The 17,013-nt window shown below is 57.5% G+C and carries 14 protein-coding genes and 2 tRNA genes; 6 read left to right on the forward strand and 10 right to left on the reverse strand.

The window, feature by feature from the left end:
• Positions 1-18: 18 nt before the first annotated feature.
• Both E5Q11_RS01745 and E5Q11_RS01750 read left to right on the forward strand, forming a co-directional pair.
• Positions 19-94: transfer RNA gene (locus tag E5Q11_RS01745), tRNA-Ala, on the forward strand.
• A 9-nt stretch (positions 95-103) separates the two neighbouring features.
• Positions 104-179, forward strand: a tRNA-Glu gene (locus tag E5Q11_RS01750).
• 184 nt (positions 180-363) lie between these two features.
• Here the strand turns inward: E5Q11_RS01750 and E5Q11_RS01755 are convergent.
• The 5 genes from E5Q11_RS01755 to E5Q11_RS01775 all read right to left on the reverse strand — a co-directional run bounded on the left by E5Q11_RS01755 (position 364) and on the right by E5Q11_RS01775 (position 7,003).
• Positions 364-1,236 (reverse strand): 6-carboxytetrahydropterin synthase, encoded by an 873-nt coding sequence (locus E5Q11_RS01755; RefSeq protein WP_135801689.1) that lies wholly within the window; start codon positions 1,234-1,236, stop codon positions 364-366.
• 59 nt (positions 1,237-1,295) lie between these two features.
• Complete coding sequence (locus E5Q11_RS01760) at positions 1,296-3,899, reverse strand: EAL domain-containing protein (RefSeq protein ID WP_225314978.1); 2,604 nt, start codon at positions 3,897-3,899, stop codon at positions 1,296-1,298.
• A gap of 67 nt (positions 3,900-3,966) precedes the next feature.
• A complete protein-coding gene (locus E5Q11_RS01765; protein WP_135801690.1) occupies positions 3,967-5,067 on the reverse strand; it encodes a response regulator in 1,101 nt (366 codons plus the stop codon).
• 57 nt (positions 5,068-5,124) lie between these two features.
• Positions 5,125-6,471: a PEGA domain-containing protein gene (locus E5Q11_RS01770; RefSeq protein ID WP_135801691.1), complete on the reverse strand. Its 1,347-nt coding sequence runs from the start codon at positions 6,469-6,471 to the stop codon at positions 5,125-5,127.
• A 100-nt stretch (positions 6,472-6,571) separates the two neighbouring features.
• Positions 6,572-7,003, reverse strand: coding sequence for a hypothetical protein (locus tag E5Q11_RS01775; protein ID WP_135801692.1), 432 nt, complete (start codon positions 7,001-7,003; stop codon positions 6,572-6,574).
• Positions 7,004-7,186: 183 nt separating this feature from the next.
• Between E5Q11_RS01775 and E5Q11_RS01780 the strand changes: the two genes are divergently transcribed.
• The gene (locus E5Q11_RS01780) at positions 7,187-10,138 is read left to right on the forward strand and encodes an insulinase family protein (RefSeq protein WP_191964460.1); all 2,952 of its coding nucleotides are present in this window, start codon (positions 7,187-7,189) and stop codon (positions 10,136-10,138) included.
• A gap of 19 nt (positions 10,139-10,157) precedes the next feature.
• On the opposite strand, the gene ppsR is transcribed toward E5Q11_RS01780, so the two are convergent.
• A complete protein-coding gene (gene ppsR, locus E5Q11_RS01785; RefSeq protein ID WP_135801693.1) occupies positions 10,158-10,973 on the reverse strand; it encodes a posphoenolpyruvate synthetase regulatory kinase/phosphorylase PpsR in 816 nt (271 codons plus the stop codon).
• Positions 10,974-11,066: 93 nt separating this feature from the next.
• Between ppsR and ppsA the strand changes: the two genes are divergently transcribed.
• Positions 11,067-13,460 (forward strand): phosphoenolpyruvate synthase, encoded by a 2,394-nt coding sequence (ppsA, locus tag E5Q11_RS01790; protein WP_410111128.1) that lies wholly within the window; start codon positions 11,067-11,069, stop codon positions 13,458-13,460.
• Between the two features lie 38 nt (positions 13,461-13,498).
• A complete protein-coding gene (rraA, locus tag E5Q11_RS01795; protein WP_135801695.1) occupies positions 13,499-13,981 on the forward strand; it encodes a ribonuclease E activity regulator RraA in 483 nt (160 codons plus the stop codon).
• A gap of 40 nt (positions 13,982-14,021) precedes the next feature.
• Here rraA and E5Q11_RS01800 read toward each other — a convergent pair whose 3' ends face one another.
• From E5Q11_RS01800 to E5Q11_RS01810, 3 genes are all read right to left on the reverse strand, one after another.
• Positions 14,022-14,324 (reverse strand): PilZ domain-containing protein, encoded by a 303-nt coding sequence (locus tag E5Q11_RS01800; protein ID WP_225314977.1) that lies wholly within the window; start codon positions 14,322-14,324, stop codon positions 14,022-14,024.
• Positions 14,325-14,435: 111 nt separating this feature from the next.
• Positions 14,436-15,074, reverse strand: a complete 639-nt coding sequence (locus E5Q11_RS01805) for a TIGR04211 family SH3 domain-containing protein (RefSeq protein WP_225314976.1) — start codon at positions 15,072-15,074, stop codon at positions 14,436-14,438.
• A gap of 156 nt (positions 15,075-15,230) precedes the next feature.
• Complete coding sequence (locus E5Q11_RS01810; RefSeq protein WP_135801697.1) at positions 15,231-15,530, reverse strand: YciI family protein; 300 nt, start codon at positions 15,528-15,530, stop codon at positions 15,231-15,233.
• 81 nt (positions 15,531-15,611) lie between these two features.
• On the opposite strand from E5Q11_RS01810, the gene E5Q11_RS01815 reads away from it, so the two are divergent.
• Positions 15,612-16,487, forward strand: a complete 876-nt coding sequence (locus E5Q11_RS01815) for a PHP domain-containing protein (RefSeq protein WP_135801698.1) — start codon at positions 15,612-15,614, stop codon at positions 16,485-16,487.
• Here the strand turns inward: E5Q11_RS01815 and E5Q11_RS01820 are convergent.
• Positions 16,472-17,011, reverse strand: coding sequence for a YecA/YgfB family protein (locus tag E5Q11_RS01820; RefSeq protein WP_135801699.1), 540 nt, complete (start codon positions 17,009-17,011; stop codon positions 16,472-16,474). The two genes, E5Q11_RS01815 and E5Q11_RS01820, sit on opposite strands and share 16 nt — an antisense overlap.
• Positions 17,012-17,013 lie beyond the last annotated feature (2 nt).

Consider the following 17,013-nt stretch of genomic DNA (forward strand, 5'->3'; position numbering starts at 1 on the left):
AATATACGCAGCCGTTGTGGGGCCATAGCTCAGCTGGGAGAGCGCAACACTGGCAGTGTTGAGGTCGGCGGTTCGATCCCGCCTGGCTCCACCAAGTTTTCTAGTCCCCTTCGTCTAGTGGCCTAGGACTCCGCCCTTTCACGGCGGCAACAGGGGTTCGAACCCCCTAGGGGACGCCAATTCGGCTTGACGGTCTAGTCCACCGAAAAGCCATCAAAAAACCGCCTTCGGGCGGTTTTTTTTGTTACGGGGTCTTACGGGGTCTGTCCCAAGGGGTCTGTCCCAAGGGGTCTGTCCCCGAACGGGGACTGACCCCATCCCATGGCCTGACTGGGGTGCGAAATTCATAGTTGGGTAATGGGGTCAGTCCCCGTTCGGGGACAGACCCCTAGTAGCAACAGCCCCCTTACCAACCCCCTCATAAGCTTTCACCATAATGGTATCGTCCGGAAAGTCCGCTTTCAGCTGATCGGCGATATGCGCGGCAATCAGTTCAACCGTGGTGTCCGTAGCCAGCATATAGACCCGTTTTTCCGGCAGCGTCAGGGAAAACTCGCCCTGTTCGGCTTCATATTCGAAACTGACGTAGGCCGTGCCGTCTTCGGCCACCCAGCGGCCGGTGACGTCCTCTTCGGTGCCCACGTAAATGTCTTCCCAGAGTCTTGCCCAGCGACGTTCCAGGTCCCGGTCACGCTGGCCGTTGCGGTCGATCCGGATGGGGGAGCGGTGGCCGTGGGCGATGCGCTGGCAGTTGCCCAGGTGCTTTTTCAGCCCGTGAACATAGTGATAGTAGGCACCTTCAATCACCTCTTCCCGCAGCTGAATGTCGATATCGGTGACGTTGCCGGGCAACACCGCCCGCAGTTCCTGCTGCAGCAATGTGGAAACAGCGGACGGAACAACCCGGTCAGAGGATAGCCACACCACGGCTTCGTCGGGGGAACGGTGAGTCAGGGCGGTGCCGTCGGTCAGGACCCAGGAAAACGCCTGGGGGTCGTTTTCGTCCCACTGCAGGCCGCTGTAGCCACGGGGAATGACCAGGCGATGGTCAACGCGTTCGTCGATGACACGTTTGATGGTGCGTTTGACGTTGCTGAAATCGAACACCATGCCCTGGTCGTCCAGCTCGCCACCAAGAACAACGTCCACAATCCAGCTTTCGCCTACCAGGCCCCTTGATGCATCGAGGTAGGCGAAATCAATCACCGTGAGATTGTCTACGAAAAGGTGGTTCATTGAGCAGGTCCACAAGGGTGGGTTGGAAGATGGGCGGAGTCTAACAAAATTCTGCCAGGCTATCTTCCAGCCTGATCGAAAGCCAAGGGATCAGGCGGCTGATGCTTGTCAAGCCATTGCCGCAGACCGGCGAGGGAAAGCGGGTGGCACAGCCAGAAGCCCTGGACGCGGTCACAGTTCAGATGTCTTAGTAATTCGGCGCTTTCCCGGTCTTCCACCCCTTCAGCAACCACCGAGTAGCCCAGCCCGTGAACCATGTTGATCGCGGTTTCAACGATCACTCGGGAGCTGTCGCTGGTGCAGATGTCGACAATAATTGAACGGTCGAGTTTGATTTCGGAAGCTGGCAGCTGTTTGAGGTAAGACAGCGACGAATAGCCGCTGCCGAAATCATCAATGGATATCTGCAGGCCGCTCTCGGCCAGGTGCTGCAGGGCCTTGAGGCCTGTTTCAGGGTCCTCCATGGCGGCGGTTTCAGTCAGTTCCAGGGTAAGTCGGCTGGCTGGTAGCCCGTGGCGTTGCAGGGTCTCGGTTATCTGGTGCCGCAGCCCCGGAGAAGACAGGTCCCGGGCGGAGATATTGATTGCCAGGGTCAGTTCCGGATGCGTCGCGTTGAGCTTTGCCAGATCCGCAATTCCACGGTTGATGGCCCAACTGGTGAGTTGCATGATCACGCCGGTTTCCTCAGCCAGCGGCACAAAATCCCCGGGGTATACCCAGCCGCGATCCGGGTGGTGCCAGCGGATCAATGCCTCAACGCCGATTACCCGACCGGTGCTGAGGCACATCTTGGGCTGATAGTGCAGTTCGGTCTGATCCTGGTTCAGTGCTTCCCTGAGATCAGACATCAGGGTCAGCCGGCTTTCGTCGTAGATATCGTACTGGGACGAGTAGAGGCCGGTTTCATATCGATCATGGGGTGTGATCTCCATCCCCACATGGGCATTGCGTATCAGCAGCGCCGCGTTGTCGCCGTGGCCCGGGTAGATCGCAGCGCCAAATTTCGGGTGAAGCTCAATGGCCAGGTTTTCCATCATTACCGGTTCGGCAAGCCGGCGCAGCGAACGGTTCAGGCTCTGGTAATCGTCGTCAACCTGCCTGCTGTCTATCAGCAGCCCAAAGCAATCGCCGGCCAGCTGGTAAACACGCTCTTCCCGCCCCTGGTTATCGTGAATGGAGACAACGCTCGGCAGGGACAACGCCAGGTCCATCATCTGTTGCGCAATCTGCTGAACCAGCTTTTCACTGCGGTTGAGGCCCAGGGTACGGTTGATCTCGTCCAGCCGGGTGATCCGTGTGACGCCAACAAAATAGATGCCTTCCGGGTCCTCGCTGAGCCGCTGATTGACCATCCATTCGAAGCGGTTGCGGTTGGGCAGGCCGGTCACCGGGTCGTGGGTCATGGCTTCGGTCAGTCGGTCCTGGGCTTCATTGCGGGCCTTTTCCTTTTTCAGGCTATCGGCCTGGGCCGCAATCTTCTCCTCCCGCTCCCGGTAAAGCCGGTCGGCCAGCGCCAGGGTCAGGATAAACGCTTCCAGGCCCGACCCGATCTGCATCGCGTGTTCGGTCAGGAAATTCTCGGGGAAGAAACCGAGGGAGCGCCCTGCGGTGGCCAGAACGCCTACGGTTAATGGGGTCCAGGCGAAGGTGAAGAATGCACCGGCCCTGACGCCGGCTGCCCAGGTAATGGGCCCGGCCACGAACAGCAGAGAGAAGAACACCAGCGCAGAAATGGCAGACAGCATAACGGCGTCGTTGTAGCTGAGGGTGAGGGCGCAGATGAAATTGAGGATCTCGAACCAGATCATGGCCCGGATAGCCACATCCAGTCGCGGGCTGTGGGCGGGAATTCGCAGGAACTGGCGGCAGAACAGCACCGAAAACAGAGCCAGGATTGGCATCGATATCAGCAGCGCCCGGGCGTGCAGGCCCGGTAAATCCGGATAGAGCAGTTGGAAGCTGTAACCCTTGATCGATGCAAAAAACAGCAGGTAGCCGCTGATCGCAAGCGCGTAGTAGAGATAGAGGCGCTCTCTCAAAGTCAGGAAGACCGCCAGGTTAATCAGAATAATGACAGTCAGGCTACCGTAGTAGAAAAAGTGAAGTTTCTGTTCGTGTGAGGCCGCCGCGAAAAATCCATGTTCGCGCCAGATATTCAGCGGAAGGATCATGGATCCCGCAGTTTTTACGCGAATGTACACCGTGGCTGTCTGCTCTGGTGCAAGAGCGAATCGCAACAGCATGTGAGGGTGGTCAACTTCCCGGGGGTAGAAGGCAAAACTGTCACCGGTGCGGAAGGTTTTCTGCAGTTGACCACCTGAGAGGAGGTAGAAAGTCACATCGTCCAGCTGGGGGTAGGCCAGCTCGGCAACCAGGTTAAGATCTTCGCTGGTACGGTTGCTGACGTTGAATCTCAGCCAGTATGCCGATGAAGTAATACCCTGGGTTGCGCTGCCCTCGGGTGCCTGTTGCCAGTCCTTGTCGGGCCTGTGGGTAATGTCGTCCAGGCTGGCGCTGGCGCTCGGGTCCTCGAGATATTCAAAGGTGGACGCGATCGGGCCCTGCCCGGAAATCATGATCGATGGCGCACTCGCCTGTGCCATCAATGAAAAACACAGTGACAGGAATGCCAGGACCACGGGAAGGGACGGGGCTGCTTTCAAAATCCGCTGACCGTTATAAATGCGTTCCTATGATCTTAGCCCAGTTTGTTGTGCCGGGTATGCAGCCTCAACCGAACAGGCCGGAAATATAGGCAATGCCCAGGGTAAAAATACCCAGGCTTGCGGCCAGGCCAATGGTGTAGATTCGGGAGGTCGCCGAACGCTGTTGCGAGATGAACAGGTCAATGGTGCGCTGGGCGATGTCTTCGGCGGTTTCCCGGGAAATTTCATGAGCCTGCTGGATCGCCTCTGACTGGAGCGTCTGCCAGAACTCCGTATCAATGGTCTGAACGCTGGTGATATGGTCTTTCAGTTCCGCCATGTTTTCGGCGGTGAAGCCGTTATTCTTTGCCAGCTCCTTGCGAACGTGGGACAGCTCCTGAACCAGGTTCAGATTCACTTCGGCGGCGACGTCGTCTCGCAGGTTGGCGGTGCGGTTATCGACCATCTCGGCAACGGCGTTCAGCTTCTCATCAATGACGGCTTCCTGCTTGCGGCTGGTCTCGTCCAGCACCCGTTTCAGATGATCAAACTGTTCATCAAACAGGGAGCTCAGCAGTTCATGCAGGCGGTTGTTGATGTGGGTTTTTACTGCTGAACGGGCAATCTGTTCAATCAGGTCACTGGTCAATGGCACAACCTGTGGATGAGTGCCCTGAGCAGTTCCGTTGGTTTTTGTCTCGGATTTTGGCGACAGTTCCAGGGCCGCATCCTCCGGAATGTCCAGCAGTTCTTCTTCATCCGTCTGGCCTGCAAAGTCCAGTTCCGGTGGCTCTGGCAGGGTGCCACCGGTGACGTCCATGTTGAGCTGTTCAAGAACCGAGCTCAGCCCGTCGATCTGGGGCGGCTTGGTGAGGATGTTGTAAACGCCAAAATTCCGGGCTTCTTCGGTAAAAGACTGGGATTTCTTGGACGTACACATGATGATCGGTATACCGGCGGTTTCCGGATTCCCCTTGATCGCCTTGGTGGCCTCAACGCCATTCATTCCGGGCATGAGATGATCCATGAAAATGACATCCGGCCGGTTGTTGGCGCTCAGGTAGTCCAGGGCCTCCTCAGCCGAGCCTGCCATGTTCACTTCCATGTCTCGGCCTTCGAGCAGTTTGCTCAGGGCGAACCGGGCTACTTTGGAGTCGTCTACCAGCAGTGCGTTCTTAATCGTCATGTCACAACCTCAACCTGTACAGCTTGCGTGTTCGTTACCGGGCCGATGCCTCTGGGCTTACCAGCCTTCCAGTGTCGGGCACTGAGTGGCCCGATAGCTCTTGTCCCGATAACAGACACCGGGTTCCGTGGTTCGGGCGGTGAAAATTTCACCGGCTGCTGTTGTCAGGCGAACCTTTCCATAGGGTTCGCCGTAGCGGAAGGTTGCCTGGATCGAGCTGCCGTTGGGATTACTGAGCAGACCCTTGCCGTGGAACGAACCTTCGATGTACTGACCTTCGTACTGCTTGCCATCAGCGAATACTTCCTTACCGGCACCATGGAACTCCCCGTTGGAAAATTCGCCCTCGTAAAGCCGGCCGTCAGGGTAGGTGAGGGTGCCCTCGCCGTGGAATTCATTATTGCGGAACCCGCCGACATAAAGCATGCCATCGGACGTCGTCAGGGAGCCGTGGCCATTAAGCTGTCCTTCGGCCCACTGGCCGGTCAGAATGTCGCCGTTTGACAGGGTCAGTGTGCCCTGGCCACTGAACTGGTCATCGCGGAACTGGCCGGTGTAGCGGGTGTCGTCCGCGCTTCGCCAGTTGCCTTCGCCATGGCGTTTCCCGCTAAGCCAGTCGCCTTCGTAGCGGCTGCCGTCGGGGTACCAGGCAGTGCCTTCGCCGTGGAACCTGCCGTCAACAAAGTGCCCTTCATAGCGAAGACCCTGGCTGTTCTCGAGGGTGCCGTCACCGGTTTTGACACCGCCGACCCAGATGCCATCACGAAACTCCACCTTGGTTATGGCCTCCAGACGGCCCACCAGAGTGGTTTCGTCACCGGCATCGAGAGTGACGTTGCGCTGCCAGGGTCGGTAGCCGCTCTTGCGAATCACCACATTGTAGGTGCCGGGGCTGAGTTCAAGGTCCAGACGGGTAGCGCCGTAGTTTCTGCCGTTCACCGAAACCTGATCGCCTACCACATTGGAGCGCAGCACCAGCTTGCCGGTGGTGGGTGCCGGTGTTGCGGGTACTTCTTCAACGGCAACCTGTGGCTCTGGCTCTGGTTCTGGCTCTGGCTCAGGTTCAGTCGCCAGTTCCTGTTTGGGCTCGGGTTCTGGTTTTCCGGGGGTTGCATCGGTAAGGGTCGGTGTCATGGCCGCCACGGGTTCGGCTTTTGCGACCCGCGTCGGTTGTTCAGGTATTTCGTCGATAACAAATGGCTCTGCGGTGATTTCCGGCTTGTCGTCAACAAATACGCTTTCGTCCTGCGGGTTTGCCGCAGCAACGGTTTTATCGAGTTCAGGCGTCTGCCGGTTATGACCGGCGGTGCCGGTGATATCCTCATGTACCGACGCAAAGCCTGCCGTAACCAGCAGCATCAGTGCGAGGACATTGATAAACAGAAGCGGTCTGAAATCGACCATAGGCAACCTCTCGGTACTCGTTTTTGTGCTGTTATCTTAACGAGTCAGGCTTGCCTTATGTAACATAAAGTCACTGAAGTTAACGAGAATGCAGGGCCTATCACACTTTGTCCGGAAGCTGATCATGGTTGAGCTGCTCCCAGGATCGCATGTAAACGTCTGCCTCGTATTCATAGGGCGATTTGAAGGGCGTTAACACGAAATCAAACACCAGGAAGAAGAATCCGATGGAGGCCCAGGCAATGGTCAGGGTGCTCAGGGAGGTTGCCTGCTCTTCAGGATTGGCCTGAACGAAGTTCTGCAGAATGGGGATCAGATCTGTTGCCATGACCACCGGATTGAAGCTGGAAAGCACAAACGGCAGCCAGAAGGCGATAAATACGGGGAAGAAACCGAAGGACCAGAGTATGCGCCGCAGCAGGTAGATGCCCACCGCCCGCCAGAACCGCTGGCGGACTTCGGGAACCCGGCGGACTTTCTCCAGATATCGGCGGCGCTCTGCCCAATAGGCGGCAACTTCGGGTGCCTGCATGGACGCGTGACGCCCCGGGGTAGAAGCCGGTTTCGCGGCCGTCGGAGCTGATCCGGATGTTTCATCTGACGTAGTAATCGACATTGAATCCTGCACTACCCTGTTGCGTTGCGTTTGTGCATGATAATCGAAAGTACGTGTTACCCTACAAATCCTTTTTCATGAAAGACAGGACAGTAATACATGGCTGCAGTTATGGGGACTATGGGCACTACGGAGAATACCGCGAACAAGGTCCATCCGGCCTTCGAGCAACTCCGAAGCCACCGCATTGACACGCTGAACATTACCGTTGAGGAATATCGTCATCGGAAAACCGGTGCTCGGCACCTGCACCTTGCGGCGGACAACGACGAGAACGTGTTCTTCGTGGCGTTGCGCACCTTTCCCATGGATTCCACCGGTGTTGCTCACATTCTGGAGCACACGGCCCTGTGTGGAAGCGAGCGGTTCCCGGTGCGCGATCCCTTTTTCATGATGATCCGCCGTTCGCTCAACACCTTCATGAATGCCTTTACCAGCAGCGACTGGACCGCGTATCCCTTTGCCAGCATGAACCGCAAGGATTTTGACAACCTGCTTACGGTGTATCTGGATTCGGTGTTCTTTTCGTCTCTGGATCCGCTGGATTTCGCCCAGGAAGGCCATCGCCTGGAATTCGACACCCCTGACGATCCGTCCACCGATCTGGTCTATCGTGGCGTGGTTTACAATGAGATGAAGGGCGCCATGAGCTCGCCCACGTCCCAGCTGTGGCAGAACCTGTCCAGCCACCTGTTCCCGACCACGACTTACCATTACAACAGCGGTGGCGAGCCCGACCATATTGTGGACCTGAGCTATCAGGACCTGCTCAGCTTTTATCGTCATCACTATCATCCCAGCAATGCCACCTTTGCCACCTATGGCAATATTCCGGCCTACGAGCACCACGAGCGCTTTGAAGAGCTGGCACTGAAGCGTTTTGACCGCCTGGAGATCGACCTGCCGGTGCATGACGAAAAGCGGATGTTCTCGCCGGTGCGGGTAGAGCAGGGCTATGCCATCAGTGATCAGGAAGAGACCGCCAACAAGACCCATATTGTGATGGGCTGGCTGCTAGGGCACAGCTTCGACCTGCAGGAAAACCTGGAAGGGCAGTTGCTGGCCAGTGTGCTGCTGGAGAACAGCGCGTCACCGCTGATGCGTGCACTGGAAACCACGGATATAGGCCACGCGCCATCGCCCATGTGCGGCATTGAAGACTCCAACCGGGAAATGACGTTTGTCTGCGGTATCGAGGGCACAGAGCCCGAGCAGCAGGGCGCACTGGAAACCCTGATCGAGGAAACCCTGGCGCGGGTCGTCAGCGAAGGTGTCAGCCAGGAACGGCTGGAAGCGATTCTGCACCAGCTGGAGCTGCATCAGCGTGAGATTGCCGGAGATCAGTTCCCCTATGGCCTGCAACTGATCATGAGCGCTATTTCACCGATGATTCACGGTGGTGACCCGGTCGAACTGCTTGACCTGGAGCCGGTGCTGGAGACCATGCGCGAGAAAATCCGCGACCCCGACTATGTGCCGGGCCTGATCCGCCGCAAGCTGCTGGAGAACCCGCATCGGGTGACCCTGACCCTGCGGCCGGACCAGAAACTGGACACCCGTCGCCAGCAAACCATTCGCGAAGCTCTGGCTCGTCGCAAGGCCGCGCTGACCGAACAGGAAGTTCAGGAAATTATCGAGCGGGCCCAGGCACTGGAAGAGCGCCAGACCCGCAAGGACGATGATTCCATTCTGCCCAAGGTAGACCTGACAGACGTACCGCTGCAGCTGCCGGAACCCGAAGGCCGTTATGACGGCGATGCCTCGACCTGGCTCTATGCCCGGGGCACCAATGGGCTGGTGTATGAGCAGATCGTGGTGCCGGTGCCGAACCTGTCCCGCGACGAACTGGTGCTGCTGCCTTACTACACCACGCTGATTTCCGAAGTGGGCTGCGGTGATCTGGACTACCTGCAGATGCAGGACCGGATTTCGGCCGAATCCGGCGGTGTCGGCGTTTCTTTCTCGGCCAAGGGCCAGATCGATAACGTGCACAACCTCAGTGGCTACATGATTTTCAATGGCAAGGCGTTGGCGCGTAATCGTGCCGCATTGACCCGGTTGCTTGGGGACCTGTTCAATAGCGCCCGCTTTGATGAGCATGATCGTATCCGTGAACTGGTGGCCCAGATTCGCGCCCGCCGAGAGCAGGCCATTACCGGAAGCGGCCACGGCCTGGCTATGGGCGCGGCATCCCAGGGCATCAGCCCGGGAGCCTGGCTGGCATTCCGGCTGGGCGGGCTGGAAGCCATTCGTGGGGCCAAGACCCTGGACAAATCCCTGGATGATCCGGATGCGCTGGCTGCGTTCTGCGATCAGTTGGCCAGCCTGCACAGGCGCATTCAGCAGCAGCAACAGCAATTCCTGCTGATTGCCGAATACGAGCAGCTGGAGCCAATGCTGGACGAGGTCAAAACCTTCTGGAACGGCCGGTCGGCACAGAACAGTGAAGCCTGGGTGCTTTCCCAGGACACCTATCAGGTCCAGCAGGCATGGCTGACTTCGACCCAGGTGAACTTCTGCGCCAGAGCCTTCCCGACGGTGGCCATAGACCATCCCGACGCAGCGGCGTTGACGGTTCTGGGCGGTTTTCTGCGTAACGGCTATCTGCACCGCGCGATACGTGAGAAAGGCGGTGCCTACGGCGGCGGCGCCAGTCAGGACAGCGTCAACGGCAGCTTCCGGTTCTTCTCCTACCGGGATCCTCGCCTGAGCGAAACCCTGGATGACTTTGACCGGTCGCTGAAGTGGCTGGAAGAGGAATCCCATAACGCCCAGGACCTGGAAGAATCCATTCTGGGTGTTATCGGCCAGTTGGACCGGCCCCGCTCGCCAGCGGGTGCAGCGCGGCATGCGTTCCACAACCATCTGTTTGGCCGCACGCCTGAGCAGCGCTCACGTTTCCGTGAACGGGTACTGGCTGTGACCATTGATGACATGAAGCGGGTAGCTGGCACCTGGCTGACGCCGGACAGGGCGAGTACAGCCGTGATTACCAGCCACGAAAACCGTGAACGGGTCGAGAAGCTGGGCCTTGAGATTCAGGAAGTCTGAACCGGGCCGACAGTGCCGACTATCGGTTTCGTTTCAACCCGGCGCTCACCATGATCCGGGTTGAAATTTCCTCCACTGAGTAGGCGGTGGTGTTCAGATAAGGAATCCGTTCACGACGGTACATCAGCTCTATTTCCTCGATCTCGTGCATGCACTGCTTGATTGACGAGTAGCGGGAGTTGGGTTTGCGCTCGTTGCGAATGGTCGCAAGCCGCTCCGGATCGATGGTCAGCCCGAATATTTTCTGCTTGTGTGGCCGCAGCGCCGCCGGGATTTTCTGGTCGTCCAGGTCCTCCTCGGTGATCGGGTAGTTGGCGGCTTTCACCCCATATTGCAACGCGAGATACAGGCAGGTCGGAGTTTTTCCGCTGCGGGAAGCGCCTACCAGGATCAGGTCGGCCTCGTCATAGTGCCGGGTACGTGCGCCGTCATCATTGTCCAGTGCAAAATTGACCGCCTTGATTCGCTGCTCGTAACGACTTTCGTTGCTGATCGCGTGGGATTTGCCCACAGAATAGGAAGACGACGACTGCAGTTCCTGTTCCAGGGGGCTCAGGAAGGTTCCAAAGATATCCACCATGAAACCGTTGGCGCCGGAAATAACCTCTCGGATATCACTGTTCACAATGGTGTCAAAGACCAGTGGGCGCGCGCCGTCAGTTTCCTCCGCCTGGTTGATGCGTTTGACCATCTCCCGGGCTTTTTCGGTATCGTCGATGTAGGGAACGGTAATCCGCTCGAAATCGATTTTTTCAAACTGGGCCAGAAGGCTGTGCCCGAGGGCTTCGGCGGTCAGGCCGGTGCCGTCGGAAATAAAGAAGGCGGTGCGTTTCATGAGGTCTGGTCAGGCTCCGTATTTGGCGGGTTCCCTAGGTAATTCCCACAGGTTACAGTATCATACACGCCGAGTTCGATAGCCCGTACTGCAATGAATCAAGGGAGACCTGCTTTGGAAGATTACATTATCTGGTTTGATCACCTGGGAATGTCTGACGTAGACCGGGTTGGCGGAAAAAATGCCTCGCTCGGCGAAATGATCAGTAATCTTGCCAATGCTGGTGTGACCGTGCCGGGCGGCTTCGCCACGACCGCGCATGCTTACCGTGAGTTCCTGGCCAAAGATGGCCTTCGTGAAAGAATTGACAACGCGCTGGACAGTCTTGACATCAATGATGTCAACGAGTTGGCACGTGTGGGCTCGCAGATTCGTCAGTGGATCATCGATATGCCGTTTCCCGAGGCCCTGGAAAAACCACTGGAAGATGCCTATGCCGCCCTGCAGGCAGGCAATGCCAATATGGCGGTGGCCGTGCGTTCTTCGGCAACGGCGGAAGACCTGCCTGATGCCTCTTTTGCTGGCCAGCAGGAGACTTTCCTGAACGTCGTCGGCCTTGAGCAGGTGCGCACTTCGGTCAAAGAGGTGTTTGCCTCTCTTTTCAATGATCGTGCGATTTCCTATCGGGTACATCATGGCTTTGATCACAAGCAGGTTGCCCTGTCTGCCGGTATCCAGAAAATGGTCCGCAGTGAAACTGCGGCGTCTGGCGTAATGTTTACCCTGGATACGGAATCCGGTTTCCGGGATGTAGTCTTTGTAACCGGTTCCTACGGCCTGGGTGAAACCGTGGTACAGGGTGCGGTGAATCCTGACGAATTCTATGTGCACAAACCCACCCTGGCCGCCGGTCGTCCTGCGGTTCTGCGCCGTAACCTGGGCAGTAAAGCCATCAAGATGGTGTACCACACAGACCCGACGTCCGAACAGTTTGTGGAAACCGTGAAGGTAGATCAGGAAGACCGGAACCGCTTCTGTATCACCGATGCAGAAGTGGAAGAGCTGGCGAAACAGGCGATGATCATCGAGAAGCACTACAGGCGCCCGATGGACATTGAGTGGGCAAAAGACGGTGACGATGGTCGTATCTATATCGTCCAGGCGCGCCCGGAAACCGTCAAAAGCCGGTCAAACGCCAATGTCATGGAGCGCTATCTGCTTAAAGAAACCGGTAAGGTTCTGGTAGAGGGGCGGAGCATCGGCCACAAGATCGGCAGTGGTCCGGTCAAGGTGATTACCAGCATCAAGGAGATGGACCGGGTCCAGGCCGGGGATGTTCTGGTTACCGATATGACGGACCCAGACTGGGAACCGGTCATGAAGCGGGCTTCCGCTATTGTGACCGATCGTGGCGGGCGCACCTGCCACGCTGCGATCATTGCCCGGGAGCTTGGAATACCGGCGGTTGTCGGCTGTGGCGATGCCACCGAGCTGCTCAGCGAAGGCCAGGAAGTCACCGTCTCCTGCGCCGAGGGTGATACCGGCATGATTTATGAGGGCAGCCTGGATTTCGAGCTTAAAGAAAATACCGTCGACTCCATGCCCGCGATTCCGTTCAAGATCATGATGAACGTGGGCAACCCGGATCGGGCCTTTGATTTCCAGGCACTGCCCAACGAAGGCGTTGGCCTGGCGCGACTCGAGTTCATTATCAACCGCATGATTGGTGTTCATCCGAAGGCGCTGCTGAACTTTGACGGCCTGCCGAGGGATGTACGTCAGACCGTCGAGAAACGAATTTCCGGCTACAGCTCGCCGGTGGACTTCTACGTCGACAAGCTGGTTGAGGGTATATCCACACTGGCGGCTGCTTTCTGGCCAAAGAAAGTGATTGTCCGCCTGTCGGATTTCAAATCAAATGAATACGCCAATCTGATCGGCGGTACTCTGTATGAGCCAGATGAAGAAAACCCGATGTTGGGCTTCCGGGGTGCCTCGCGTTATATTTCCGAGACCTTCAGAGACTGCTTTGAGCTCGAGTGTCGGGCGCTGAAGAAAGTCCGCAATGACATGGGGCTGACCAACGTTGAAGTGATGGTGCCTTTTGTTCGCACCGTGGGCGAGGCGGAACAGGTCGTCAGCCTGCTGGCAGAAAACGGCCTGAAGCGCGGTGACAACGGCCTACGCGTGATCATGATGTGCGAGTTGCCGGCGAACGCCATTCTGGCCGAGCAGTTCCTGGAGCACTTTGACGGTTTCTCCATCGGTTCGAACGATCTTACTCAGCTGACCCTGGGCCTGGACCGGGATTCCGGAATCATTGCCCACCTGTTTGATGAGCGCAACGATGCGGTGAAAGCGTTGTTGGCGAGTGCGATCCAGGCCTGCAAAAAGGCCAACAAGTACATCGGTATCTGCGGTCAGGGCCCATCGGACCACCCCGATCTGGCGAAATGGCTGATGGATCAGGGCATCGATACGGTGTCGCTGAATCCCGATTCGGTGCTGGATACCTGGTTCTTCCTGGCCGACGAAAAAATTGACTGATTGCTTAGACTGATTGCTTAGAAAAGGAGAGCGCAAACGTGGCTATCGTAACTCCCGACCTGTGTGACGAGCATCCGGAAATCCTGGCGGTTGAGCCCGGCTTCCGTAATTTCGGCGGCGTGGACAATTTCGGCGGCGAGATCGTAACGGTCAAGTGTTTCGAAGACAATTCAGTGGTCAAGGAGCAGGTAGCGCTGCCGGGCCATGGCAAGGTGATGGTGGTTGATGGTGGTGGCTCCAAGCGAGCCGCACTGCTTGGCGATATGCTGGCTGAGAAAGCGGTCAGCAACGGCTGGGCGGGACTGGTTATCTATGGCTGCATCCGCGATGTCGATGTCATTGGCAAAACCGAACTCGGAGTTCAGGCCCTGGGCACCCATCCGCGAAAAACCGAAAAACACGGCGTCGGCCAGTTGAACGTGCCTGTCACATTTGGCGGTGTCACCTTTCACCCCGGCCATTATGTCTATGCAGACAACAATGGCATCGTGGTATCAGAGAAGCCCCTGAAAACCGATTAACGGCGGGGCTTTACCTCAAGAGTTCTGAACCTGTAGGGCGTTAGCGCTTCACCTGAGTGATTTCGACGCCCAGCAGGAAACCTTCCGCATCCGGTTCGCATCGCAGAACCCGACACACGGTCTCGAAGGGTGGGAACTGGTCGCTGGTGGCGGGCAGGAGGGTATGGAGTTCATCCCCTTCAGCGAATTCGCGCTCAACAAACAGCTGCATGCCAGTGCCGCTAAGATCCCGACAGACCCCTGCCAGGGAAACGCCATTGCTGTCTGTGAGCTCAATCTCTGAATTCATCCTCATCCGATGAAAATCACGCTTCTCTGAATAGTCCTTCATGGTTACAGACATCCCGGTTTCTCCCGTTTGTTGTTTTGGTATTTATAAAGTGTCCGGGTAGGAGCGTCAAAGAATTCATCGGAATAAGAAGACCGGTAATCCGTTTCTGTCAGGGCCTGAGGATCAGGCCCAATTATCGGTTTTTCGGGTCGGCTTCAGGGCCGGAACGATCAGCGCGAGAATGATGCCCAGTAGAACCAGGCCGGCACCCAGAAGCATGAAGTCAGAATCGGTGTTGGCTTCCAGCCGCTCTTTTTCCGCCGTCAGCACTTCCAGTTCGTTGCGAAGCTTCTGGTTCTCATTACTGAGTTCTTCGTTGCGTCTGTTCAGGTTCAGAGCGTCGGCAGCAACGGTCTTGATCTCCTGCAGTTCCTGGCTCAGGCGACCGGCACGGGCCTCCAGGCTGCTTTCTGAGCTGCGCAGGGAATCCCTCTCCTGGGTAACGGCTTCCAGCTCGCTGCGCAGTGTGGTCACGGTCTCCCTGGCCTCGGCGAGCTGCCGGTTCGCGGCTTCCAGGCGCTCCCTGGCAATGGGAGTTTCCGTCAGGTAACGCGAGACCATCCAGCCTTCTATGCCGTCGGGGGTTCTGACCCGGCTGTAACCGGATTCCGAGCGCTCCAGCAGCTCCAACGGCGTACCACTGCGTACTCCGGAGTGCAGGATGCGGTATTGAGTACCTTCCCCGCTACGAATGGGGGCATAGAGAGTGTCATCCACGTACACGGTCTCTGCGAACGCCGAAGAGACGGTGAAAACGAGCATTAGGCAACAGAATAACGATCTTACAGAAGGCACTGGTAGATTCCCTGAAACAGTATTTTTAACGCGCAATTCTGGCATAGTTACCTGCCTGTACAAGGTGGGTTTCATTACAAAACCCTCATGCAGGTGTGCCGGTTCGGAACACCGCCCCGTCGGTCAGGGTAGAACCACCTTGAACGGTTTTACAGTGACTTTCTGGTATACCCCCGCGGCCACGTAAGGATCAGCATCGGCCCATGACTGCGCCGCCTCCAGGCTGTCGAACTCAGCGATCACCAGGCTGCCGGTAAAGCCGGCGTCTCCGGGCTCCGGGGTATCCAGGGCAGGGTGCGGACCAGCGACCAGCAACCGGCCTTCGTCTTTCAGATTGTTCAGTCGTTCCAGGTGAGCCGGCCGGGCCTGCATCCTGAGCGACAGGCTGTCTTCAATATCTTCACTGATGATTGCGTAATACATTATGGGCTCCGAGGGATATTCGTGTGGGTCAACGCTGGCTGGTACACTGGGCACTGTATTCGTCGACCATCCGGAAGTTCAGTGACTATACCCCAAGAAGCCAGTTTCTGCATCGACTTGCACTGCCACAGCACCGCCTCAGACGGTGCCCTGTCACCGGAAGACCTGATTACCCGCGCGTCTGAAAAAGGCGTGACCCATCTGGCGCTGACGGACCACGATACCGTGGCCGGGCTTACCCGTGCGGCGAGTTCTGCGGCAGGTGCGGGGATATCGCTGATCAGCGGAACTGAGCTGTCCTGCGTCTGGCGTAGCCAGACCATTCACGTGGTGGGTCTGGATTTTGACTCTGATGACCCGGTGTTTCGTGCAGCGCTGGACCGGCAAAACGATAACCGCTGGGGCCGTGCCCGGGCAATCACAGACAAGCTCAGCAGGCTTGGTGTCGATGATCTGCTCGGCAAGGCAACGCTTTGCGCCAATGGTGATGTACCGGGCCGCCCCCACTTTGCCCGTGTTCTGGTTGATGAGGGGATTGTCAAAGACCCTGCCCAGGCGTTCAAGCGCCATCTGGGTGCGGGGAAACCGGGAGACGTGAAAGCCTTCTGGCCCGAGCTGGAAGAAGTGGTCCAATGGATTGTTGATGCCGGCGGCGTGGCCGTTCTGGCTCACCCGCGTAAGTATCGCCTGACCGCAACCCGGCTTCGTGCCCTGGTGGCGGATTTCAAGCGGGCCGGTGGCCGGTCCATTGAGGTGTCCACTTCCGGCCAGTCGAGCGGCGATCTTGGTTTTCTGGCCGAGCTGTGTCGAAGGGAAGAGCTGTTGGGGTCCCAGGGAAGTGATTTTCATTTCCCGGGCGCGCCCTGGTGTGAGCTGGGTCGAATAACAAAAATGCCAGACGGTATTGAACCCGTCTGGCATCATTTTCGGACCCCTGTGGGTCAGGCCGGGGCGTGAAACAGCAGGTAAAGATCCGTCAGTGAGTCGGGAATGGCATCAGACATCTGTCTTGCCATCTTCTCGTCATTACGGACTTTCTGAAAATCTTCATCCTCGAACAGGCCGGACAGAGTCAGCATGGGAACCAGTAGGTCTGCGGCTTCTTTCTCATCAACTTCAAGCCAGGCATCCTCGTTTTCCAGGAAGGTGTCCACGAACCCTGCACACCAGTTTTCCAGGGCGTTCATGGGGTCACCGTCCTCGGGCTCTGGCAGCTCCAGGGTCTGGCCCATGTCCAGCGCATGGGCCATATCCCGGGACAGGCGCTCCACCACTGACGTGAATGCTGGCGGCGTTCCGTCAGCCGGCGCACGTTCTGTTCCGGTTGCCAGAGCGAAGAGTTCATTCACGTCCAGGGCAACCGGACCAACGACACTTGCACAGACAATACCGTGCAGGCCGAAGAAATCTACCGCCTCGTCGCCCCAGGGCTCGGCAAACAATATGTCTTCCAGCGCTTCAATGTCCGAATTGGAAAGCATTC

The sequence above is a fragment of the Marinobacter confluentis genome (genome assembly GCF_004785685.1).
GTDB lineage: Bacteria > Pseudomonadota > Gammaproteobacteria > Pseudomonadales > Oleiphilaceae > Marinobacter > Marinobacter confluentis.